Annotated in this window: 22 protein-coding genes and 1 riboswitch; of the genes, 9 read left to right on the top strand and 13 right to left on the bottom strand. The window is 52.5% G+C overall.

Features of this window, described 5'->3' with window-relative positions:
* Together LG202_RS03335 and LG202_RS03330 are read right to left on the bottom strand one after the other, a co-directional pair.
* Positions 1–804, bottom strand: a complete 804-nt coding sequence (locus tag LG202_RS03335) for a polyamine aminopropyltransferase (protein WP_230346995.1) — start codon at positions 802–804, stop codon at positions 1–3.
* Positions 804–2672 (bottom strand): ribonuclease catalytic domain-containing protein, encoded by a 1869-nt coding sequence (locus LG202_RS03330; protein ID WP_230346994.1) that lies wholly within the window; start codon positions 2670–2672, stop codon positions 804–806. The genes LG202_RS03335 and LG202_RS03330 overlap by 1 nt, the downstream gene beginning before the upstream one ends.
* Positions 2673–2752: 80 nt before the next feature.
* Between LG202_RS03330 and LG202_RS03325 the strand changes: the two genes are divergently transcribed.
* From LG202_RS03325 to LG202_RS03310, 4 genes are all read left to right on the top strand, one after another.
* Complete coding sequence (locus LG202_RS03325; protein ID WP_230346993.1) at positions 2753–3154, top strand: Fur family transcriptional regulator; 402 nt, start codon at positions 2753–2755, stop codon at positions 3152–3154.
* A gap of 155 nt (positions 3155–3309) precedes the next feature.
* A complete protein-coding gene (gene dksA / locus LG202_RS03320; protein ID WP_230346992.1) occupies positions 3310–3729 on the top strand; it encodes an RNA polymerase-binding protein DksA in 420 nt (139 codons plus the stop codon).
* Between the two features lie 31 nt (positions 3730–3760).
* A complete protein-coding gene (gene zigA, locus LG202_RS03315; RefSeq protein ID WP_230346991.1) occupies positions 3761–4981 on the top strand; it encodes a zinc metallochaperone GTPase ZigA in 1221 nt (406 codons plus the stop codon).
* Between the two features lie 164 nt (positions 4982–5145).
* Positions 5146–6168: a CobW family GTP-binding protein gene (locus LG202_RS03310; RefSeq protein ID WP_230346990.1), complete on the top strand. Its 1023-nt coding sequence runs from the start codon at positions 5146–5148 to the stop codon at positions 6166–6168.
* A 41-nt stretch (positions 6169–6209) separates the two neighbouring features.
* On the opposite strand, the gene LG202_RS03305 is transcribed toward LG202_RS03310, so the two are convergent.
* Positions 6210–7214 (bottom strand): CobW family GTP-binding protein, encoded by a 1005-nt coding sequence (locus LG202_RS03305; protein ID WP_230346989.1) that lies wholly within the window; start codon positions 7212–7214, stop codon positions 6210–6212.
* A 179-nt stretch (positions 7215–7393) separates the two neighbouring features.
* Here LG202_RS03305 and LG202_RS03300 point away from each other — a divergent pair, with 179 nt between their 5' ends.
* The 3 genes from LG202_RS03300 to LG202_RS03290 all read left to right on the top strand — a co-directional run bounded on the left by LG202_RS03300 (position 7394) and on the right by LG202_RS03290 (position 9047).
* Positions 7394–7570, top strand: coding sequence for a PLD nuclease N-terminal domain-containing protein (locus LG202_RS03300; RefSeq protein WP_230346988.1), 177 nt, complete (start codon positions 7394–7396; stop codon positions 7568–7570).
* 65 nt (positions 7571–7635) lie between these two features.
* Positions 7636–7938, top strand: coding sequence for a DUF1840 domain-containing protein (locus tag LG202_RS03295; RefSeq protein ID WP_230346987.1), 303 nt, complete (start codon positions 7636–7638; stop codon positions 7936–7938).
* 50 nt (positions 7939–7988) lie between these two features.
* Positions 7989–9047 (top strand): AI-2E family transporter, encoded by a 1059-nt coding sequence (locus tag LG202_RS03290; protein ID WP_230346986.1) that lies wholly within the window; start codon positions 7989–7991, stop codon positions 9045–9047.
* A 15-nt stretch (positions 9048–9062) separates the two neighbouring features.
* On the opposite strand, the gene LG202_RS03285 is transcribed toward LG202_RS03290, so the two are convergent.
* The 8 genes from LG202_RS03285 to nrdA form a co-directional block, all read right to left on the bottom strand.
* Entirely contained in the window at positions 9063–9419 is a 357-nt protein-coding gene (locus LG202_RS03285; RefSeq protein ID WP_230346985.1) for a DUF3325 domain-containing protein, read from the bottom strand.
* A gap of 43 nt (positions 9420–9462) precedes the next feature.
* Positions 9463–11022: a PepSY-associated TM helix domain-containing protein gene (locus LG202_RS03280; RefSeq protein WP_230346984.1), complete on the bottom strand. Its 1560-nt coding sequence runs from the start codon at positions 11020–11022 to the stop codon at positions 9463–9465.
* Complete coding sequence (locus tag LG202_RS03275) at positions 11019–11291, bottom strand: iron transporter (RefSeq protein ID WP_230346983.1); 273 nt, start codon at positions 11289–11291, stop codon at positions 11019–11021. The genes LG202_RS03280 and LG202_RS03275 overlap by 4 nt, the downstream gene beginning before the upstream one ends.
* Positions 11288–12253, bottom strand: coding sequence for an alpha/beta hydrolase-fold protein (locus tag LG202_RS03270; protein WP_230346982.1), 966 nt, complete (start codon positions 12251–12253; stop codon positions 11288–11290). The genes LG202_RS03275 and LG202_RS03270 overlap by 4 nt, the downstream gene beginning before the upstream one ends.
* A 59-nt stretch (positions 12254–12312) precedes the next feature.
* Complete coding sequence (locus LG202_RS03265) at positions 12313–14550, bottom strand: TonB-dependent siderophore receptor (RefSeq protein ID WP_230346981.1); 2238 nt, start codon at positions 14548–14550, stop codon at positions 12313–12315.
* 126 nt (positions 14551–14676) lie between these two features.
* Positions 14677–15093, bottom strand: a complete 417-nt coding sequence (gene yfaE / locus LG202_RS03260) for a class I ribonucleotide reductase maintenance protein YfaE (RefSeq protein WP_459724411.1) — start codon at positions 15091–15093, stop codon at positions 14677–14679.
* On the bottom strand, positions 15090–16223 hold the full coding sequence (nrdB, locus tag LG202_RS03255) for a class Ia ribonucleoside-diphosphate reductase subunit beta (protein WP_230346980.1): 1134 nt from the start codon (positions 16221–16223) through the stop codon (positions 15090–15092). Before nrdB ends, yfaE begins: the two co-directional genes overlap by 4 nt.
* 65 nt (positions 16224–16288) lie before the next feature.
* Positions 16289–18568, bottom strand: a complete 2280-nt coding sequence (nrdA, locus tag LG202_RS03250) for a class 1a ribonucleoside-diphosphate reductase subunit alpha (RefSeq protein ID WP_230346979.1) — start codon at positions 18566–18568, stop codon at positions 16289–16291.
* 145 nt (positions 18569–18713) lie between these two features.
* Positions 18714–18938, bottom strand: a riboswitch (cobalamin riboswitch).
* Between the two features lie 189 nt (positions 18939–19127).
* On the opposite strand from nrdA, the gene LG202_RS03245 reads away from it, so the two are divergent.
* Positions 19128–19451, top strand: a complete 324-nt coding sequence (locus LG202_RS03245; protein WP_230346978.1) for a thioredoxin family protein — start codon at positions 19128–19130, stop codon at positions 19449–19451.
* On the opposite strand, the gene metE is transcribed toward LG202_RS03245, so the two are convergent.
* Positions 19448–21709, bottom strand: coding sequence for a 5-methyltetrahydropteroyltriglutamate--homocysteine S-methyltransferase (gene metE, locus LG202_RS03240; RefSeq protein WP_230346977.1), 2262 nt, complete (start codon positions 21707–21709; stop codon positions 19448–19450). The two genes, LG202_RS03245 and metE, sit on opposite strands and share 4 nt — an antisense overlap.
* Positions 21710–21842: 133 nt before the next feature.
* Here metE and LG202_RS03235 point away from each other — a divergent pair, with 133 nt between their 5' ends.
* Positions 21843–22754, top strand: coding sequence for a LysR family transcriptional regulator (locus LG202_RS03235; RefSeq protein ID WP_230346976.1), 912 nt, complete (start codon positions 21843–21845; stop codon positions 22752–22754).
* Here LG202_RS03235 and LG202_RS03230 read toward each other — a convergent pair.
* On the bottom strand, positions 22751–23647 hold the full coding sequence (locus LG202_RS03230) for a LysR family transcriptional regulator (protein ID WP_230346975.1): 897 nt from the start codon (positions 23645–23647) through the stop codon (positions 22751–22753). The genes LG202_RS03235 and LG202_RS03230 overlap by 4 nt on opposite strands.
* Positions 23648–23700: the final 53 nt, after the last annotated feature.

Genomic DNA, 23700 nt, shown 5'->3' with positions numbered 1-23700 from the left:
TTAGGACTCCAGCAACAAGCGGTTGCTGGTACTCGGGTTATGCTCGCGCAAGCGCTCGACGAACTCAAGGAACTCAACCTTGTGCTCTGTTTCAAGTGCCTTGGCACGCACGCGTAATGTGCTCCAGCGCAAATCGTTAGGCGCACGCTTGAAGCCAAAGACAACCACATTGCCTGGCCGGCCTGTCGGCATCACCAACATGCGACCATGAAAACTGGTCTCGATGCGTTGCAGGTAAGCATCATAATTCTTGTCACTTCCCCAGAGATTAATGGCGCACATACCATCTAGCGTCAACGCCTCGAAGCAGGAGTCAAAAAAATCCTGCGAACATAGCTCTGCTGGTAAGCCATTACTGCCAAAAGCATCCATCATGAGCATGGAAGTGGTGCCAGGGTGATCACGCAGGAAAGCTACCGCATCGCCTTCTATAATCTCGAAGCGCTCATCATTGTCCGGCGTAAGGAAGTGGCTACGTGCCACCTCAATGATACGGGGGTTGATCTCAACCACCCGTGTTTTCACCTCAGGCAAGTGGTGATACACATATTTGGGAATAGAACCTCCACCCAGTCCCAAAACTACCAAGTCACGCGGTTGCTTCTGAAACAGCAGAAATACCATCATGCCGCGCGAATAGCGCAACTCCAGCGCGTAAGGATCCTTGACGCGCATCGAACTCTGGATAGTATCTGACCCCAGGTGCAGCGAACGTACACCATCGACTTCACTGACATCAACGCTATCTTCGTTAGTCACCGCTTTGTGTATGCTGCGTGCAATTTTGCGCCCTACCCTGAACATTAAGCAGCCTCACTTTCTGTCGCTGACTCAGCATGTTCAAGAGATTTAAAGCGGCTTTCCAGTTCAACCAACAAGGTATCAACTTTCTGGATTTCTATCGTCACGCGCGCTCCTTGCGGCAACTCGGGCATACCGTGCACCTTAGTAATCAGCGGCATGCCATCGAGGCGCACCAAGCTTTCTCGCCACACAGTAGCACCAATCTCCTGAATACTTTCCTGCAACAGGTATTGCAAGCACCAATAGCGCTCCATGCGTGTCTGGAATTCGTTATAGGCGTTATAAGTCATGTCGAAGTTACGCATTACTACAGCGAGCTCATCACTGCCTTGTGCATAAACAGGCTCCAGACCTTGCACCACAGATACAATTTGACGCTGGTTAACCAGATCAACCGCACGGCGTAAGGGTGAGGTACTCCAGCTATATTGGCTGACGCCCAGTCCCTGATGTGGTTCGGCTTTGACTGTCATATACACCTTGCCACCGTTCTGGGCACGATAGATACCCGGCACATTGTGTTCAGCCAACAGGCCGCCCCAATGGCTATTAGCTTCTATCATGAGCTCGGCCACCAGCTTGTCGATAGGCGCACCACGGCGGCGGCCCACAATACGTACCTGGCCATGCTCAACGTAGAAGTTGTAATCCAGCTGGATCGGGCGTGTCGGGTCATACTTGCCGCGCGCCTTTTCCAGCGATTCGGCAAGACGAAACAGGAACAGCAAGCGCTGCCAATAAGGATGGCCGCTATCCTGCTCCAGCGTATTTTCATTGAAAAAAGGCTCCAGCGTGTCATGGCGCAAATTCTCGGCCACCTTCACCTGCTCGACGCGGCTTTCCCGCTTGATGATGCTCAAGTCAGGCGCAACATCTAAATAAAGCGAAAGCGCAGGCCGCCACTCGCCCTCATTCAGACTGAATGGCGTCACCACGTTCTCGGGCAACATGGTGATTTTGTTACCTGGCATATACACGGTAGAAAGCCGTTGCATTACCACTTGATCCAATGGAGTATCTGGAAGTATGCCCAATGCGGGCGCAGCAATATGGATGCCTACACGGGTCACGCCATCTGCCAGCGGCACCAGGGTAAACGCATCGTCAATCTCTGTGGTTGTACTGTCATCGATACTGAATGCCTCAGCTTCGGCTCGCGGCAAGTCTAGTGGCACCACTGGCGCATCGAGTGGTGGGAAGCCTTGCCCCTCGGCAAAATATTCACGCAGAAACGCGCCTAAGTGATAATCATGCACTGAGGCTATCGCGCCGCAGGAAGCCAGCACGCGTACCACATGTTCGCCTTGCTCGCTCGCAGCCTGCTCCAAAGCCTTCCACTCCAGGGCGTTCTTGTCAGGTTGGTAAAGCAAGGCATCGATCACCTTGCTGTCGAACTCGGCTGGCAACTGCCCTGCCTTGAGTTGTTCAACGTATTGCGCCACCTTCTCGGCTTGCAGGCGCTTTTTTTCCAGGCCAGCCAAGGCAGCTTGCAAGGTTTCTTCCGGTGCAGCCTTATAGCGTCCCTTGCCCTTGCGGTAGAAATACATGGGAGCACTATGCAGGCGAATAGCCACCGCTGCCGCCTGTATAGAGGCCGGCTTGCTGCCATAATATTCCTGCGCAAGCTCTTCAAACCCAAACTCCGGTTCGCCGCAACACTCCCACAAGAATGGCACATCCAGGCCTTCAGCCTCGGCGCTGGCGCTTTCCATAAAGCCCGACAATGCACCCTCGAAACGCATCAACACATTGGCAGACTTGATCTTGGAGCGTTTGCCGGAAATCGCTTCTACTTGGAGAGAGCCTGGGTTTTCCGTCATGACCGAAGCCACCTTGAAACTGCCCTCTTCTTCAAAAAATACGTTCATAATCCTGCTTTTTGGACGTGCCCAGTTGACGGCACGTGATGATTGTCTGTAATTTAGCGCCTATGCATAACGCCGAACGAATGATACATGAGATTGGGCAACGCCCGACCTCATCCCGTGTTGCTGTATTGAATGTCCTGATGGAGTCGGAATTTCCGCTCACGCACCACGAGCTACTGCAAACCTTGACCCAGGAAGCACCTTTTGACCGCGTGACCTTGTATCGCGTGCTTGATTGGCTGGTGGAGTGCAACCTAGTACACCCCATTCTGGGTGATGATCGTGCCAGGCGCTTTCAGCTCACGCAGCGCAATGCCAAGCACCATCACGCCCATTTCGAATGCTCGTCCTGCGGCAAGATTTTTTGCCTAGACGAAGTCAAACCGCGTATTCCCAACAGCGTACCCTCCCATTTTACCGTTGAGTCGGTCGAACTCAATATAAAAGGTCAATGCGACCAGTGTAATTCCGCAAAAAACTGATCTCCAGCTATCCCGGCCCAAGCTAATCACAAGGGCCTGATTTCTTTTTAGCCTCCTCAACGTCATATCTTGTAACACCCACAATTCGCAACACAGTTGCACAATTAATCAAATCCAGCATAGAATGCAACTTTGTTGCGAAATTAACTTCATCCATGACAAAACCCGACATCATCAGTATCGACGAACTACTTGCCATGCCTGATGAGCAGTACATGAATGTGCAGCAACTCGCTTTTTTCCAGCACCTGCTTGAACAACAACTTGCGCACATTCATGACAATGCAGCCGAGACGGGCAAACATCTGAGAGAACAACAAGAACTCCCTGATCCGGCAGATCGGGCCACGCAGGAAGAACTGCATACGCTGGAATTACGCACGCGTGACCGTGAACGCAAACTGGAAAAGAAAATCCATGCCGCATTGCAACGCATCAACGATCATGCCTATGGCTATTGCGAAGAAAGTGGCGAGCCGATCGGCCTAAAACGCCTGCTGGCTCGTCCAACCGCCACACTCTCCATTGACGCGCAGGAACGCCATGAAAGGCGCGAGCGGCAATTCAGCCATTAACTCACTATTCAAGCGCATTTCAGGAATCATCATGCATACCTCTACCAAACTCCCGGTCACCGTCCTCTCCGGCTTTCTCGGTGCGGGCAAGACCACCCTGCTCAACCACATCCTCAACAACCGCGAAGGCAGACGCGTGGCGGTGATCGTCAATGACATGTCCGAGGTGAATATTGACGCGCAACTGGTACGCGAAGGCGGTGCCGACTTATCACGCGCAGAAGAAAAACTGGTCGAAATGAGCAATGGCTGTATCTGTTGCACGCTACGGGAAGATTTGCTGGTCGAGATCAAGCGCCTCGCAGAGGCAGGGAGATTCGACTATTTGTTGATCGAGTCTACAGGCATCTCCGAACCACTACCGGTCGCCGAAACCTTCACTTTTCGTGATGAAGATGGCACTAGCCTGTCCGATCTTGCCAGACTAGACACCATGGTGACCGTGGTCGATGCCTTGCATTTCCTGCGTGACTACAGTTCGCGCGACTTGCTGAGCGAACGTGGCTCCTCCATGGGGGAAGAGGATGAGCGTACCGTAGTAGACCTGTTGATCGAGCAAATCGAGTTCTGCGACGTCATCGTCCTCAACAAGACCGACCTTGTGAGCGCAGAGCAACTTAGGCAATTGCACGGCATCCTGAAAACCTTCAACCCGCGCGCGCAGATTATAGAAAGTGCTTTTGGCCGCGTCCCGCTTGACCGGGTATTGAATACCGGCCTGTTCAACTTTGAAGAAGCCCAGGATGCCCCTGGCTGGCTCAAGGAGCTACGCGGCGAACATGTGCCGGAAACCGAGCAATACGGCATCAGCAGCTTCGTCTACCGCACCCGCAGCCCCTTCCACCCGCAACGGCTATGGCAATGGTTCCAGCAGGCATGGCCCGGGGTCATACGCTCCAAGGGGCATTTCTGGATCGCCAGCCGCCCGGCTTATTGCGGCAACTGGTCACAAGCAGGCTCGGTGACACGGCACGGCCTGGCAGGCTACTGGTGGGCGGCAACGCCCAAGGCCTATTGGCCTCAGGACAGTGAATCGCTGGCCCTGGTACGCGCCCGTTTTGATGGCGAATTCGGCGACCGCCAGCAGGAAATCGTCCTCATCGGCATGAATATGGACGAGGCGGCGCTACGCAGCCAATTTGACCAGTGCCTGCTCACCGATGCCGAGCTGGCACTCGGCATGGCTGGCTGGAGCGATTTCATCGACCCATTCCCGCAATGGGACAGGCATGAGGAAGAAGCGACTGCCTGAGTCCAAACGCATCGTGGAGTGAGCCTGACCATGCCGACCCAGCCCGATGCATGCTTGTCAGGCCGTCTTGCAGGAGCAGTCTCCAGCGTTCTCGTTTAAAATACCGCTGCCGCCACCCTGGCGGCATTTTTATGTTTTCAATCCAGCTAAGGAAATCCCACGCCATGACGTTGGACCATCGCATCCCAGTGACCTTGTTGACCGGCTTTCTCGGCAGCGGCAAGACCACCTTGCTGAACAAACTGTTGCACAACCCCGGCATGAAGGATACCGCCGTCATCATCAATGAGCTCGGCAGCGCCGGGCTGGATCATATTCTGGCCCGCACCGTGGAAAGCCAGCACATTGCCGACAATACCGTGCTGCTGGAATCCGGCTGCTTGTGCTGTACGCTCAGCAACGAGCTGGCCGATACCATGCGCGACCTGTTCTTCAAGCGCCAGTTGCAGGCCATCCCCAGTTTCTCTCGGCTGGTGATCGAGACCACCGGCATGGCAGACCCAGGCCCTATCATGGCCAACCTGCTCAATGAGCCGGTAATTTCCTCTACTTACCGCCTGGATGCCGTCGTCGTCACCATCGACAGTACTTACGGCCTGCAACAAATTGCCGAACACGGCGAGGCACGTAAACAAGCTGCCGTAGCCGATGTGCTGCTGATCACCAAGACCGACCTCGCATCGCCAGAAAGCCTGGATGCATTGTCAGAGGCGCTGACCAAGCTCAACCCAGGCGCCACCCAATATCGCATTACCCACGGCGACATCGACCCATCCGCAATTATTGATGCCGGACTGTTCAGCCCCAACGGCGCGCAAGCCCAACCGCAACGCTGGCTACGAGCCCCCTCTCGCTCCAAGGCCACGCGCGGCATGCTGCCCCAAGCCGTACATGAGGACGAGATCACCAGCTTTACCGTCACCATGCCCAAGCCATTGACCTGGATGCAATTGGAACCAGTGCTGCAATGGCTATGCGCAACCCATGGCGAAAACCTGCTGCGCATGAAGGGCATCATTCATGCAGAAGACCAGCCAGCGCCGCTGGCAGTACATGCGGTGCATAACACGCTTTATCCCCCTAACTTGCTGGAGGGCTGGGACGAGGATGAGCCCATTACCCGCATAGTGTTGATCGGCAAAGGGCTGGACGAAATCAAGATTCGTGATGCCTTAATGCAAATATAGCGTGGTATTGGGATGACTTGAGAAGCAGCGCTTTGTAGCAATCAAACTATGCGTAAGCCAACAAACCTGGCTAGCGGCTGCAATAACTGCCTCTCTTCCTGGCCTATTCCAGATTGGGTAATCATCACCAACTGGCTACGTTGATGATGCCCATGCCAATGCCGCAACGGCTCAGGCGTATGCAATACATGTTGCACGCGATGTACGGCAACAGGGTTTTGCTCTCCCTCAATCTGGAATACCCCCTTAAAGCGTAACAAACGAGGGTTGTCATACTCGCGCAATAACGCAAGCCACTGTTCAAAATCCACGTTGGGAATAGGCTGCTGTAACTCCAGGCTCAGCGTAGTCACCTCGGCTCCATGTGAGACTGGGGCAGCCAACATTGACAACCAATGCGGGAAACTATGCTCAACCCCTATGCCAAACAGTAGTCCCAAGCCTGTTGTATTTACCAGCGTTGTATCCAGCTGGCTGATAGGAGCCATGGCGTTCAATCGTTGCAATGCGGCATGCAACTCCTTACGCGCTGGATTATCAACAAGATCGGTTTTCGAGAGCAATATTCGGTCAGCCATTTGCACCTGTTTAACTGCTTCGGGATGCTGCTCCAGCGTCGCCCTGCCCAGCAGACTATCCACCACGGTGACCACGCCATCCAATTGGTAGGCAGCGGCCACATAGGAATCCGTCATAAGCGTGTGCAAGATGGGCGCTGGGTCTGCCAGGCCGCTGGTCTCTATCACCACGCGCTTGAATTGCCGCACCCCATTGCGGGAAAAGCGCCAGTGAATGTCTTTCAAAGTTTGCTTGAGATCGCTGCGCAACTGGCAGCACAGGCAACCATTATTCAACTCCACCACCATGGGTTGATCCTGTTGATGGGCAACCAACAAATGATCCAAACCAACCTCGCCAAACTCATTGACGATCACCAAGGTATCCTGCACTTGCGGATGACGTAGCCATTGGTTGAGCAAGGTGGTCTTACCTGAGCCGAGGAAGCCAGTCAGCACCGTGACAGGCAAGCGCATGACATCAATCATGAACCTGCTCCAGCCCACAGCATAATCTTCGCTTGCCAATGATCGTGGCAAGTCGGTAAAGTCCTACGTGTAATTCAGTGTAGTCTGATATTACGAATTGCATGTGCGGCGTACGCTCCCATCCGAACTGCAGCAGGGAGCCTGCCGTCAATTTCACTACCAAGAAAAAGGAAAACATCATGCAAAGCATTATCGCCCTATTGATCCTCGTTGCAGATATTTACGCCATCATCAAGATTATCCAAAGCTCTGCGGATACGATAAAGAAAATTCTCTGGATTCTTGGCGTACTGATTTTCCCCGTTCTCGGCTTGATTGTCTGGTACTTGGCTGGCCCTGGCAGCAAAACTGACTAACCCACATGACAGGCTGCCAAGCATTTGCTGGGTAGCCTGCCTATTATCTCTCAAGGCCCACACACATGCTCGTGACATTCTCTACCTCACGCTATAGCGACATCATGCTGTTCGGCGATGTTGCCAAGCAACTTCTTCAACTGATGGGCCATAGCGGCACCATCCCCGGCGCTATCCTGGCAGACGATGTACCCAAAGCGCTGCAAGGCTTGCAACAAGGCCTGAAAAGCTCCACCTCCCCAGAAAGCACCGAACAAACAGAAGCTGAAGCAGAGCCTATTCATATCAGCCTGAAGAAGCGTGCATTACCATTGATAGAACTATTGCAATCCGCTATCCAGAACCATAGTGACGTCATGTGGAAATAAGTGCGTGTAGCAATACTCCATCAGATATTTAACGCGTACACTCCTGTCTTATGAATAGCGCCGATTTCCACAATAAATCTTTTATCTTCCTGCTGCTTCTGGTGTCTGCCGGACTGATCGTCATCCTCCTGCCCTTTTATGGCGCGGTGTTCTGGGGGGTGATTCTCTCTATCCTGTTTACGCCTTTGTACCGACAACTGCTACTCAAGACAAACAATCGCAAAAACCTCGCAGCGCTCGGCACGCTCATGGCTTGTATCATCATTGTTATCCTGCCGCTGATCATCATTGCCAGCTCGCTGGTACATGAGGGGGCAACGCTGTTCCAGAAAGTGAAGTCAGGCGAAATCAACCCAGCGCTCTATACACAGGAAATCCTGGATGCAGCGCCAGCACCTATTCATCGTGTGCTGGAGCGCGTCGGCCTAACGGATGTCAAAAGCTTTCAGGACAAGCTTTCACAAATCGCCATGCAGGGTAGCCAATTGCTGGCGACCAAGGCACTGAGTATTGGGCAGAATACCTTTCAGTTTGTGGTTGGCTTTGCTGTCATGTTGTACCTGATGTTTTTCCTGCTGCGAGATGGCACGACACTGTCCATGCGCGTGAAACAAGCTATTCCACTCAGTGCTGAGCATAAGCGTCACCTGTTCAACAAATTCACTACTGTGATTCGCGCCACAGTCAAGGGCAATATCTTGGTTGCGATCACACAAGGCGCTTTAGGTGGGCTAATTTTCTGGATACTAGGCATCCAGGCAGCCCTGCTCTGGGCTGTCATTATGGCCTTTCTGTCGCTGTTACCAGCCGTGGGCGCAAGCCTGATCTGGGCCCCGGTCGCCATCTACTTTCTCGCTACCGGCGCATTATGGCAAGGCATTACCCTGATTGCCTTTGGCGTCTTCGTGATTGGCTTGGTAGATAACATCTTGCGTCCCATTTTGGTTGGCAAGGATACCAAGCTGCCGGATTACGTCGTACTGATCTCCACACTCGGCGGCATGGCCGTGTTTGGGCTCAATGGCTTCGTCATCGGCCCGCTGATTGCGGCCCTATTCATTACCATGTGGGATATTTTTTCTGCATCCCGCCCCTTGGATAGAGGTTAGCCAACAGCAAAATCGCTACCCGCTTGCAGTCAGCAATACAAACAAAGCGATGCTGACGGCAACCCCGAACCAGGCGAGCAATCCAGGTACATAGGCAAGCACCAGTACGACATTGATCGCCGCCACTGAAATCAAGCCTACCCAGATCACCAGCCCCATCGCCAAGCTCCAGCCCTGAATTACAGGCAACAAGGCTAATGCTAACAAGCTCCAACCCAAGGCCTTGAACAACACTTTCCTGCTGGAGGGTAACTCAGCATGAGCGTTCAATTGGGCATAATGCTTTTGCATGCCCAAGCTTAAGGCCACCATCCCAGTATAGGCCAAGGTGTAGCCCATCATGACCGCTGGCCAGATTGAAGTATGACTCACTGGCCTGCCCTCCTCACGTACATCAATAGATATGCTATCCCCTTCATGCCCATCCCTCCTTGGGCAAAGTTTTTTTACGTATGGATGACGTACCACGCATGGCCTTGGACACCTTGGGAATAGCCATGGCCAGCAAGAGGCCTATGACCAAAATGGTCGCCTCGACGCCAAAGGCAATGCCATCGCCTAGACGCCAGAACTCCAGCAAGGTCGGCAGGCCATTCAGCCACGCACACAGCGGCAATAACCAGCACAACATCACCGCCAACAGGATTTGGTCGCGCCAGGCAGCCAATGGTTTACGCAATAGGCCATGCAGCAAACTCACCAGCCAGGTGAGCAAGAATGCACGCACCTCCCAGCCTGCACGCCCTTCCAGATCAGCTGGCAATAGACGATTGACCCAGAAATAAACCAGAATGGCATTGATGCTGCCCATGATGGCTGCAATATTGAGCGCCTCAATCAGGCGGTATACTCGAACACTAGCTGCGCCGAATTCATTCTCTGGCCGCTTACGGCGTTTGATGGTAAATAAGATCAAGCCTGTGGCAATCAATCCGCAACTCACCAACCCGCCGAAGAAATACAGCCAGGAAACTACCCAACCACCAAACATGGCAACGTGAATGCCAACAAAGCCACGGAATACATAAGCCGAATCACGCCACTTGGTCTGCACACCCAGTAACTCACCTGTCACACCGTTGAAAGCCGCATGATCCGCCACAGCAGAAATCCGCCCGCCCACGCCGGAAAAAAACTCGACCACAGCCGAGACATCCCCGCCATTCTGGATCACCACCCACTCCACAGCACCGAGTGCTTCCTGCGCCTTGGGTAATAAAGTGGCAATATTGACCATGGGCGCTGCCTCAGCGGCATAAGGTCGCTCAAAGGACTGAACTGCATCGGCACGCAAACTACGTGGGTTGTCATAAACAGCCTTGATACCCAATGGCAGGAATACCAGTGGCTGCATCACTAACCCGGTGTAGGTAATCATGAACAGGAAAGGCAACATCATCACTCCTGCTACATTATGGGCATCCAGCCATGAGCGTTGGGAAGAAGATTGCCGACGGAAGGTGAAAAAATCCTTGAAGATACGCTTGTGAATCACCACCCCACTGATCAAGCCAACCAACATGACCACCGCTGCCAGCCCGACGATGATGGTGCCGGTGAGATCAGCCAGTAAGGTGTAGTGGAAATGCGTCAGCATCTCCCCGCCCTCGGTTTCGCGCACCTTGAGCACTTGGCCGGAATGTGAGTCAAGCACGACTTCATGCGCTTCACCTTTCTTTCGCCAGATAACCTCCAGCGTAGGATGATTATCCGAGATGGGACGTATCATCCACATGCTGCCTTTTTCGCGCGGCGCATGCTGCTCCAGATAAGCCTGGCCCTGAGCCAATTGCTCTAGCATGCTAGGCATAGGCAAAGAGTGGTCGACTCTCGCTTCGGGCTGCATCCAGTGCGTGATGCTATGCTCAAACACTGCCATGTTGCCAGTCAGGAAAACGGCAAACAATAGCCAGCCCAGGTACAACCCAAACCAAGTATGCAGCCAGGCCATGGAAAGAGAGAATGTCTTTTTCATTTTAGCCACCTGGCCAATCCCAACAATACCGTCAACATCAGTGCAACCAGGATTATCCAACCCCAGGCACGCAAGGCGTTGCGGGCAGCAAAAGCCCAGATCATCACCAGGCAATACACCACCCACGGCAACAACACACCATAGAAAACCGCATCAGCCCGGTGACCAGGCCACCACAACACCCACACCAAGTTGAACAAGGCCGTTAACAGATAGCCACCGACAAATGCCGCCAGCACCCGAAAGCCGATATCCATAGATGGCTTCATGGCTGCGACACCTCTGCATTAAACTTATCAAAGCGACCAATAAAAAACTCCACCGCCCTGATACTGCCCGTCCACATTGCCGTGCCATGGTTTTCACCTACCTGCAATTGATAGAAAGTGCTCAAGCCGTGTGGCTTGGCCTGCTGTAAACGGCTCGCCAATTCTCTTGTGGCATCTACCATCTGACGACGTTGCGTGGGTGTATTGCTTAGAGCAGTCGCATCAGTTGCGACAGGCCTTCCTTGTTCGAGCCCACCCACCATCAACAATAACCGTGAGTGAGATAAATCAAATGAAGATGCAGCCATGAAAGCTTGCTGTTCGGTCAGGATGAACTGCTTGTTCCACCAGATGGAAGGGCTGGAGGCAATATAAACCTGAAACGCCTGTGGGCGCGTAAACAAGGTATGCAAAGTCAACAGGCCACCGTAGGAATGCCCAAACAAGGCCTGCTGCTGAGGGTTGATATTGACCTCCTTGGCAATCAGGGGCTTCAACTCCTGCTCAACAAAATCCAGAAACCGGTCTGCCCCACCTTGTCTGGGTGCACGTTGGTCGCCAGTATCAGAAAGATCAGGGGCTGGGGGCGTCAAATCCTCAGCGCGTGACACCTCATCAAGCATCTTCTGAGTGGGATAACCAATCCCCACTACCACTGCTGGCGTTATACCGGTGGCCTCGCGCCGCTGGGACTGCCCATGTACCAGCATAGAAACCGGATAAAACAAGACATTGCCATCCAGCACATAAATAACGGGAAAGCCCTCTGGAGGAGGCTCAGATGCAGGCTTGGAAATCAATATACGATAAGTCTTACCTGTAGCAGTCGAGCGGATATCGCGCTGCTGCGCTAATGGCACCCGTGCCTCCTGCCATGTGCCATCTGCATCATCACTGCTGGCATGCGCCTGCATGACCCATGACAGTAGAAGACCAGCAAACAAAATAGGGATTAGTTTCACTTTATTCATTCATAAAAAAGCGATTGCCCGCCAAATGCGGGCAATCGCTTTAAATCGACTTACCAGTTGTACTTGAGGCTAGCGTTAACTACACGGCCCATACCGTAATAACACGCTGATGCAGCAGTAGCGCATGTTGCAACATAGTCTCTATCTGTGAGGTTAGATGCATTCACAGCAACCTCTGCACCACTCCACCCAAAAGCTTTGAGGTCATAGCGTGCAGCTGCATCAAACAACGTATATGCCTCTGTATAAAGTTTTTCATTACCAACAGCCACAGTAGCTGTTGGGGCTGTCAACCCAAATGATCCACCTACATACCTGACACCCAAACCGATGCTTAAACCATCAAGCACACCTGTAGTGAATGCATAATTCGCCCATAACGAGGACATATGCTTGGGAATGTTTGGCAATTCACTACCTCTATCTGCAGCAGATTGTGCCTTGGTAATTTCGGTATCCATATAGGTATAACTACCCAATAAGCTCAAGTTAGCATTTAGGGCAGCTTTCCCCTCTAACTCAAACCCTCTGATCCTGGCTTCGCCAACCTGCGTATAGCAGCTGCCATCCGTACTTGCAGCACAACCTGTATGCTGAGAGTCGGTAACGGTGCGATTTTCTTGAGTTAACTCATATACAGAAGCACTGATCATACTGTTGCTTCCCACAGGCTGATACTTCACCCCAGCCTCGTATTGCTTGCCTTTGATAGGCTTGAGTGATACATCATTCCAAGTAGCAATACCTAGAGGACCTGGGTCAAACGAAGTCGAGTAACTTGCAAAAGGCGCAAATCCATTATCAAAGAGATAAACCGCCCCTGTACGCCAAGTGAAAGCATGATCATCAAATCCGTTGCGCACTACTCTTGTTGTGGTATTTTGCAGCGTGTTATCAAAACGATCATATCGTCCACCTAGACTCAATCGCCATTTTCCCCATTCCAATTGCTCTTGCGCGTAGATTCCTGTCTGCTTTTGATCCGCATCATGATTATATGATGTGGTCCATGTTCCATTGCCAATTCCAGTGTATACAGGGTTGAACATAGAAATAGCACTAACAGCAACCTGAGTTCTGACATTCTGCCAATTGATACGCTGGGCATCCAACCCCACCAGAACAGTATGTTTCAATGCACCAGTAGAAAAATCTGCCTGAAGCTGGTTATCAATAGCCACCCCTTCAGATTGACCAACCCCAAGCACCGCAACTCGATTGAGCAGTCCACTCAAGCCATTACTTCCGCGAATCACCACACCTTTATAAGTGCTATCAACGCTCGTATAGCGGGCATTCTGACGGAACTGCCACGTATTGTTGAAGCGATGTTCAAATGCCCATCCCACCAGCGACTGCTCGCGATCAAATAAATTCCAGCTAGGCTCCCCCAAGAAAGTATCAATACTCAGGCGCCCACCTGCAGGGCTAGCCTTCACTGTACCGAAGTAAGGCAAGAACTGATACGTAGAGCCACCCTTATCCCGCTGATATTGGGCTAGCAAGGTAAGACTAGTGTTATCAGAAATCTGCCATAACAAGCTAGGGGCAAAATAGGTACGCTGTAAATCCGTGTGATCCAGCTGTGACTGTCCATCATTAAAAGACCCTACTAACCGGAATAACACAGATTGGTCATCCGCCAAACTACCGCCGATATCAAAAGCCGCCTTGTACTGATTAAAACTGCCCGCTTGCAAGCGCACTTCATTAACGTGATTAGCCGTTGGTTTTTTGCTCACAAGATTGATCATGCCTCCAGGCAAAATCTGCCCATATATTGCGGCTGATGGGCCTTTTAGCACCTCGACACGCTCCAGACCATACGTATCAAAAGATGCACGATTCCACTGCCCACCGGCTTGCACCCTCAAACCATCAACGAATAAGTTAGATGTTCCTGCATCAGCATCCATACCAGCTTTAAAGCCTCGAATAGCAAATGTCTCAGCACGGCTATCCATTCCCAGCCCCTCTGTGCGCACGCCCGCTGTATATCCCAGCGCGTCATTCAAATTCTGCGCATTACGATCATCCAGCTCTTTGCGATCAACAACAGAGATCGATTGTGGTGTTTCAACGATGGAGGTATCGGTCTTGGTTGCGCCTTTGGATTTTTTTGCAACATAAGTGTCGCTTTCACTCGCAGCCTTGGCGCCAACAACTGCGACTTCTGGTAATACTGAACTGCTGCTATCGGCGGCTATCGCAGGCACTGCAAAGAGTGCACTAACCATGAGGTATACGAGCTTTGGCTTTTGAATTGCCAATATTGGAGTTTGCTTCATTGCTTTTCCCTGAAGAATGAAAAGCAGCGATTTTATTAAAAATCATTCTCAATAATATTAGCAAATGATAATTTTTACACTTTATTTACACTTTGTTGAGCTAAGCTGTGCAAAAAAACAACACTTCTAAAACAGAGATAAATTATTTGCCGACGTAGCAGACTTAGTCGCTCTTCTTCTACGCCATTTTTTCACTGGGGGAAACTGTTCTGCGTGAGAAAACGCATCAGCAAAAAGCGACTGCTGAACAGGGAACATATCTTCTTGTCCTTGCCAAACGCGCATTTCAGGCCTGAGCTCGCACTCCACCCTGACATCAGATTTTGGTACACAACAGCACGGCAAGATTTCATCGGCAGCAATGAATGCCAATGGCTGCTCAAGGTATTGCACCTCGCCATCAAGCAGGCGTACCCGGCAAATGCCACAATATCCGCCCCGGCACTGGTATTCCACTTCGTGGCCTGTACGCTCCAGGCCATCGAGTAGCGTTTCGTGCGGAATGAGGTTAAAGCTGGTGTGCTGGGTACGGACTGTGCTCAAAGCTCGAAATCACCGAGGTCGTCAGAGCTGACCTCGGAATCAATCTGGCCGATGAGGTAAGAGCTCAACTCCACTTCTTGCGGCGCCACCTGGACAGTATCAGAGGCCAACCACGTGTTGATCCAGGGGATAGGATTACTCTTGGCATTTGGAAAGGCAGGAGCCAAGCCAACCGCTGTCATGCGGTTATTAGTGATGTACTCGACATATTGGCAGAGGATGTCCTTGTTGAGGCCAATCATGGAACCATCCTTAAACAGGTATTCTGCCCATTTCTTTTCCTGCTCCGCAGCATTCTTGAACATGTCGAAGCACTCCTGCTGCAACTCGGCGGCGATCTCGGCAAACTCAGGATCATCCTGGCCGTTGCGCATGATATTGAGCATGTGCTGGGTGCCAGTCAGATGCAGCGCTTCGTCACGCGCAATTAGGCGAATGATCTTGGCATTACCTTCCATCACCTTGCGTTCAGCAAAGGCAAACGAGCAGGCAAAGCTGACATAAAAGCGGATTGCCTCCAGAATATTGACGCTCATCAGGCAACGGTAGAGCAGTTTTTTCAGCTCATGCAGGTTGACCGATTTGACCTCGCCATTGATCACATGATCGCCCTCGCCTAGCTGCGAATACAGCATGGTGTAGTGAATCAGGTCATCGTAATAACTTGAAATATCGCTGGCACGCGCCACGATGTTTTCATTGCGCACAATATCGTCAAAGATCAGTGAGGGATCAGAAACGATGTTGCGGATGATATGGGTATAGGAGCGTGAGTGTATGGTCTCGGAGAAAGCCCAGGTCTCAATCCAGGTTTCCAGTTCTGGCAACGATACCAATGGTAATAACGCCACGTTGGGGCTGCGCCCCTGGATAGAATCCAGCAGCGTCTGGTACTTCAGGTTGCTGATGAAGATATGCTTTTCATGGTCAGGCAAACCCTGGTAGTCGATACGATCTTGCGAAACGTCAACTTCTTCCGGACGCCAGAAAAATGAAAGCTGCTTCTCGATCAGCTTCTCGAACACCGGGTACTTCTGCTGGTCGTAGCGCGCGACATTGACCGGCTGTCCGAAGAACATCGGCTCTTTCATTTGTTCGTTGTCTATCTTGGAAAAAATACTGTAGGCCATGGTTTGTCTCGATATTCTTCAATCAGGGCGGCACATTAGCGCCGCCCTACCCGTCAACTGCCGGTCTAGATCTTGCAAGCACCGCTGGCGCAACCGTCGTCTTCCGCCTCGCTACCGCCCTCACTCGCGCCATCACGGGTGTTATGGTAATAGAGGGTTTTGACGCCAAGCTTGTAAGCCTGCAACAAATCCTTGAGCAATTGCTTCATTGGCACCTTGCCGCCCTCAAAGCGCTTGGGATCGTAGTTGGTATTGGAAGAAATCGACTGATCGACAAACTTCTGCATGATGCCCACCAGCTTGAGATAGCCATCGTTATTGGGCAGCGACCACAGCAATTGGTATTGATGCCGCAGGCGCTCAATCTCGGGCACCACTTGGCGCAGGATGCCATCCTTGGATTGCTTGACCGACACCAGGCCACGCGGTGGCTCAATACCGTTGGTCGCATTGGCGATCTGGCTGGAAGTCTCGGAAGGCATCAGCGCAGTGAGTGTGGAGTTACGCAAACCGTTGGCGACGATATCCTTGCGCAATTGCTCCCAATCGAGTTGCAGTGCTTCATTGCACACTGCATCCAGGTCTTTCTTGTAAGTATCGATCGGCAAGATGCCTTGCGCATAAGTGGTTTCATTAAACGCACCACAAGGGCCGAATTCGCGCGCAAGCTGTACCGAAGCTTTCAAGAGATAATACTGGATTGCTTCAAAAGTACGGTGGGTCAGGCCTAGCGCTGCTTCATCAGTGTAGCCAGTGCTATTCTTGGCAAGGTAATAAGCGTAATTGATCACGCCCACGCCCAGCGAGCGACGCTTGTCAGTGGCATTAAGCGCCGCCTTGACCGGGTAATCCTGGTACTCAAGCAATGCATCCAGTGCACGCACCACGAGGTCGGCCAAGCCCTCCAGCTCGCCGAGGTTTTCCAGCGCGCCGAGGTTAAAGGCGGACAAGGTGCACAATGCAATCTCACCATGCTCGTCATTGATGTCGTCCAGCGGATGCGTTGGCAACGCGATTTCCATGCACAAATTGGATTGCCGCACTGGTGCCAACTTGGGGTTGAACGGGCTATGAGTATTGCAATGATCGACGTTCTGAATGTAGATGCGACCGGTGCCAGCACGCTCCTGCATCAGCAATGAGAACAAATCCACCGCTGGCAAGGTACGCTTGCGGATGCTGTCATCAGCTTCGTATTGCGTATACAGGCGCTCGAACTCGTCCTGGTCGGCAAAGAAAGCGTCATAAAGGCCAGGCACATCGTGCGGCGAGAACAAAGTGATATCGCCACCCTTGATCAGGCGCTGATACAACAAGCGGTTGATCTGCACACCGTAATCAAGGTGGCGCACGCGGTTTTCTTCCACGCCGCGGTTGTTTTTCAACACCAGCAACGATTCAACTTCCAGGTGCCACAACGGGTAAAACAAGGTCGCTGCACCACCACGCACTCCACCCTGCGAGCAGGACTTCACTGCGGCCTGGAACAACTTGTAGAACGGCAGGCAGCCAGTGTGCTGGGCCTCGCCACCGCGAATTTCACTACCAACAGCGCGAATGCGGCCTGCATTCACGCCAATACCGGCACGTTGCGAAACATACTTCACAATCGCACTGGTAGTCGCATTGATGCTATCCAGGCTGTCATCGCATTCGATCAGAACGCAGGAGCTGAACTGGCGCGTAGGCGTACGCACACCGGACATGATGGGCGTAGGCAGCGAAATCTTGAAGGTAGATACCGCATCGTAGAAGCGCTTGATGTATTCCAGGCGCGCCTTGCCTTCATACTTGGCAAACAGGCACATCGCTACCAAGATGTAGAGGAATTGCGGGCTTTCGTAGATTTTCTTGGTCACCCGGTTTTGCACCAGGTACTTGCCTTCCAGCTGCTTCACGGCAGCGTAAGAGAAATTCATATCGCGCCAGTGGTCGATATGCTCGTTCAGCTCATCGAACTCTGCGCGGCTATAGTCGGCAAGCAGGTGCTGGTCGTACTTGCCCATTTCAGTGAGCTTGGTCACATGGTCAAACAAGTGCGGTGGCTCAAACTGACCATAGGCGATCTTGCGCAAATGGAAGATGGACAGGCGAGCAGCTAGGTACTGGTAATCCGGCGTCTCTTCCGAGATCAAGTCAGCCGCGGACTTGATAATGGTTTCATGAATGACATCGGTACGAATCCCGTCATAGAACTGGATGTGCGACTTCAGCTCGACCTGCGATACCGATACATTGTCCAGTCCCTGTGCCGCCCAATCGATCACGCGATGGATCTTGTCCAGGTTGATCGGCTCACGGCGACCATCCCGCTTGGTGGCATTCATGGATTCATACTTTGTCATCTAAGGCTCCCTGTCAGGAAGCAAGGTGTCTCCATGCCTTGGCGACCAGATTCCTGGTCAAGCCTACATGCATGGAGTCAGCAAAATGAACTGCTTCGCGGCACTGGCCACGATAGCTTTTGCTGAGGACACCCCGCCTCAAACGTTATGAAAATAATCTACGGCAGGTTTCCTGGCTTCCGGGTCACCGTGGTTGGCCGGTCTTCCCAGGCCCTACACTCACAGGCCCAGTGACAATTGAAATGGCATACCACTCTCCGGTTACAGTTGCGGGGGCAGCTGTGGCTTGAATAGGCATAAACCCGTGACCACATTCCCTTTTCCCGACTAAATCGAACCGCTGTCGAACACCGTAGTGGGATGGAATATAGCGCAATAAAATGTGCTTGTGTAGCCAACAAAACACTATATATTGATTTTTTGAGGTATATACAGGATTTTTAAGGAGAAATTTTTTGAAGAATTTTCCAGCCATATCTGCATCATGAATTGAGCTATCATGAAACGATATTTTCGCCAAGACAGGCGCGTAAAAATGAGTAATAAATAAAGACCAGCGATGAAACCAGCCACCACTCCCGAACCTAGCCGTGCAGAGATTGAGCAGATACCAGGTGCGTTATTGCTTGAATTTGGCGCAAGTTGGTGCGGCTTTTGTCAGCGTGCACAGCCGCTGCTGAACACCGCGCTGCAGGCTCACCCCAAGTTGCGGCACGAACGCATAGAAGATGGCCCCGGCAAGCGGCTGGGCCGCAGCTTCCGCATCAAGCTTTGGCCCACCCTGATCTTGCTGCACAATGGCGTAGAAATTGGTCGTGTAGTGCGGCCGGAAAGCGTGGAAACGATCACCACGCTACTCCAGGCAACCCTGTCACCTGATTAAGCAGCCAATTCGTTGCGCAACTGCTTTGCCACCTTCACCATATTGTCCAGCGCAGTACGTGTTTCCGCCCAGCCGCGCGTCTTGAGGCCGCAATCCGGGTTAACCCATAACTGCGCAAGAGGCACGACACTGGCCGCACGGCGCAATAATGCCTCGATTTCAGCAATCGTCGGCACACGAGGGGAATGAATATCGTATACACCGGGGCCAATGTCGTTCGGGTAAGTAAACTCGCCAAAGCCATCCAGTAGCTCCATGTGCGAACGAGAAGTCTCGATGGTAATCACATCGGCATCCATGGCTGCAATCGCAGGCAGGATGTCATTGAACTCGGAATAGCACATATGCGTGTGGATTTGGGTGTCATCCTCAGCCACGCTGGCACTGAGCTTGAATGCCCTCACTGCCCAATCCAGGTATTGCTTCCATTCGGCCTGTTGTAACGGCAAGCCTTCACGCAGCGCTGGCTCGTCGATTTGGATAATGCCAATACCTGCCTGTTGCAGGTCATCCACCTCGTCGCGTATTGCCAATGCAAGCTGCATTGCTGTGGATTGACGCGGTTGATCGTCTCGGACAAAAGACCATTGCAACATCGTCACCGGGCCAGTCAGCATGCCCTTAACCGGGCGGCTAGTGAGCGATTGAGCATAACGCGCGGTTTCTACCGTCATCGGCTGCGGACGATAAACATCACCATAAATCACAGGAGGCTTGACGCAACGCGAGCCATAGCTCTGCACCCAGCCATATTGGGTAAACGCATAGCCTGCCAGCTGCTCCCCAAAATACTCCACCATATCGTTGCGCTCGGCTTCACCATGCACGAGCACATCAATATCCAGGGCCTCCTGCTCGCGAATAGCGAGTTCGATGTGCTGCTGCATATCCTGCTGATAACGATCGGTCGATAGCTTTCCCTGCTTGAAGGCAGCACGACTGGCGCGGATATCCGCGGTCTGCGGGAAGGAACCTATGGTCGTCGTTGGCAATGCAGGCAGATTGAAGCGAGCTTGCTGCACAGCTTTACGCTCAGCAAAAGCACGATGACGCTCTGGATTGAGTTTATCCAAGGCAGCAATTCTAGCCTGCACATCCGCATTGTGTACCCGGCTTGAGGTCCGGCGTGATTGCACAGCAGCATCAGATGCGGCCAGCTCGGTAGCGATGCTACCTTCGCCTTCATTCAAGGCGCGCGCCAAGGTCGCAACTTCGGCAATTTTTTCATCCGCAAAGGCCAACCAGTGCTTGATTTCGGGATCAAGGTTTTCTTCATGTGCCAAAGTCACGGGGGTATGCAACAACGAGCAACTTGGTGCTACCCATAAACGATCACCCAGCTTTTGTGCCAGTGGTTGCAAGATATCGAGGCTGCGACGCAGATCGTTGCGCCAGATATTGCGGCCATCCACTACCCCTGCGGATAACACCCAGTGTCCCGGCAAGGCATTGAGCCATGGTGCCAGTTGCTCAGGCGCACGTACCAGGTCAAGATGAATGCCATCGACCGGCAGGCCTGTGATGAAACCTTGATATCGAGATACATTGGCAAAATAAGTCGCCAGCAGAATCTTCGGGCGTTGCGTACGCAACCAGGCATAAGTACGCTCAAATGCTTTCAGCCACTGATCATCGAGGTCTAGCGCCAATACTGGCTCATCGATCTGCAACCACTCAATCTTGCGATGGTAGAGCTCGCGCAACAGATAGGCATATTGCTCTGCCAGTCCATCCAGCAATTGCAGGCGATCATGATCCCTGGCCTTGCTCAGGTACAGCAGGCTGACTGGCCCCAACAACACGGGCTTGACCGTTTTTCCTTGTGCCTGTGCTTCATCGAGGCGGCTAAGGAATTCATGGGCATTGATGGAAAACCGTGTGTCTGCGCTCAACTCCGGCACGATATAGTGATAGTTGGTATCAAACCACTTGGTCATTTCCATCGCAGGCTGGCTGGCATTGCCTCGCGCCAAGGCGAAATATTGCTCCTCCGACAATACTCCCCCTTGAAAGCCAAAACGCTCCGGCACTGCGCCAAACATCACGGCGTGATCCAGCACGTGGTCATAAAACGTGAAATCACCAGCGGTGATGAAGCCCAAACCTGATTGCTTTTGCCAATGCTGCTCGCGCAAGCCCTTGCCTATCTCCTGCAAACCTGTCGCATTGAGCTCCCCTTTCCAGAATGCCTCTTGGGCAAACTTGAGTGCGCGTTTCTCGCCGATCCGTGGATATCCCAGAATATGTGCAATTGCCATGCTTGAATCCCTTGCTTGAATGATGTGAATGAGTTCATTGAAAAAGTGCAGGAATTTTCACGGATGCAATAAATTTAAAAAAGCGAAAGTTTTTTTGATAAACTTGAATTAAATTCATACCAACAAGCACACCATGCTGGAAATCCGCCACCTGAAATCCCTGATTGCGATTGCCGAGACCGGCAAGCTGGCTCATGCTGCCGAGCGGGTATTCCTCACACAATCAGCGCTTTCACACCAGATACGCGTGCTGGAAAATCATTACGACACCCCCTTGTTCCAGCGCACAGCGCATGGCATTCGCTTCACACCTGCTGGAGAGCGTCTGCTGGCCTTGGCCAGGGAAGTGCTGGAAGCGCAAGAAAAAGCCGAGCGTGACCTGATTCGCCTCAAGAGCGATCAATCAGGGGAATTGCGAATAGTGCTGGAGTGCCACACCTGCTTTGACTGGCTGACGCCGGTGATGGATGCCTTCCGCCGCGCCTGGCCAGAAGTCGAACTGGATTTGGTTGCCGGATTCCACAGCGACCCATGGCACTTGCTGCATGAAGGCAAAGCCGACCTTGTCATCGGCAGCCTGCCGGAGAAATTACGCGAACTGAGCGCGATTCCGCTATTCAAGTTCGAGATCATGGGCGTGTTGCCGCCCGAGCATGAATTGCGTAACAAACCACGATTAATGGCAGAGGACTTTGCCGGACAAACGCTGATTACCTATCCAGTGCCGGAAGAGCGCATCGACGTCATCCGCCAGGTGCTCAAACCCGCTGGCATCGAATTCACCCGTCGTACCAGCGAGCTGACTATTGCCATCATGCAATTGGTAGCCAGCCGCCGCGGCATCGCTGCACTACCTAATTGGGGCATACAAAGCTATGTAGATCACGAATATGTGATTGCCAAGCCTATAGGCCGCAAAGGCCTGTGGTCGGAACTACATGCTCTCGGCATGCCGGACATCATGGCTCGGCCATACACCCAAGACCTGGCGCGCATCATCCGCGATACCTGCCTGGAAAAACTCAGCGAGATCAAGTTACTCTAAGCTGTGTCAGGCATACTCTCTGCCCAATGCTCAGCCATGAAGTCCAGCATAGAACGCAAGATCAGCGGCATATGGCTGCGTGTCTGGTAAACCCCATAAATACCTAGCGAACGCGGCTTAAAATCGGGCAACAGCACCTCTAGCTCCCCTCGACTGATGGGTCCAGCCGCCGCATGAACTGGTTGCAGGCTCACCCCTGCCCCGGCAATCGCCGCAGCCAGGAGCACAGTAGAGTCGTTAGCCGTCAGGCTGCCGCTGACAGGCACATGGTATTCCTTGCCTTGGTGCAAAAACGTCCACAGGCTCTTACCAAAATATGAATAGGTCAGGCATTGGTGCATGCCCAGTTCTTCTACCGTCCTGGGAGCACCATGGCGAGCGATATAGGCCGGGGCAGCACAAACAACAGAATGGCAAGTGCCCAAAGGCTTGGCAATCAGGCCTGGGGCCAGATCATTGGTAATACGGATAGCCAGGTCGATCCTATCCTCAACTAGGTTGATGGTGTGATTACTGATCTGCAATTCCACAGCCGCCATCGGGTAGCGCTGCAAATAACGCCCAACCAGCGCCGCCAGCCCATATTGGGCAATAGATTGCGCACAACTGATACGCAACAAGCCATGCGGCTCATCCCCTGACTGTTGTGCGAGATTCATCTCTGCACTAATCGCCAGCATCTCGCGACAGCGCAGCAAGATCGCTTGCCCGGCTTCAGTCAGCGTCATCCTGCGCGTCGTGCGATGCAGCAAGCGTACACCTGCCCATTCTTCCATTTGGCCAAGATACCGCGTCACCATGGCGCGAGACATATCCATGGCCTGCGCCGCAGCCGTCATGCTGCCTTGCTCTGCAATGCACACAAATACTTCTGCCGCGGTAATCCTATCCATGCACAGCCCTTATTTGATCGATTTATGCAACAAACAATTGCATTCTAGGTGAT

The sequence above is a fragment of the Methylobacillus methanolivorans genome, assembly GCF_054588515.1.
Note: the sequence above shows the minus strand (reverse complement) of the source record. Positions and strands in the feature narration are given on the sequence as shown.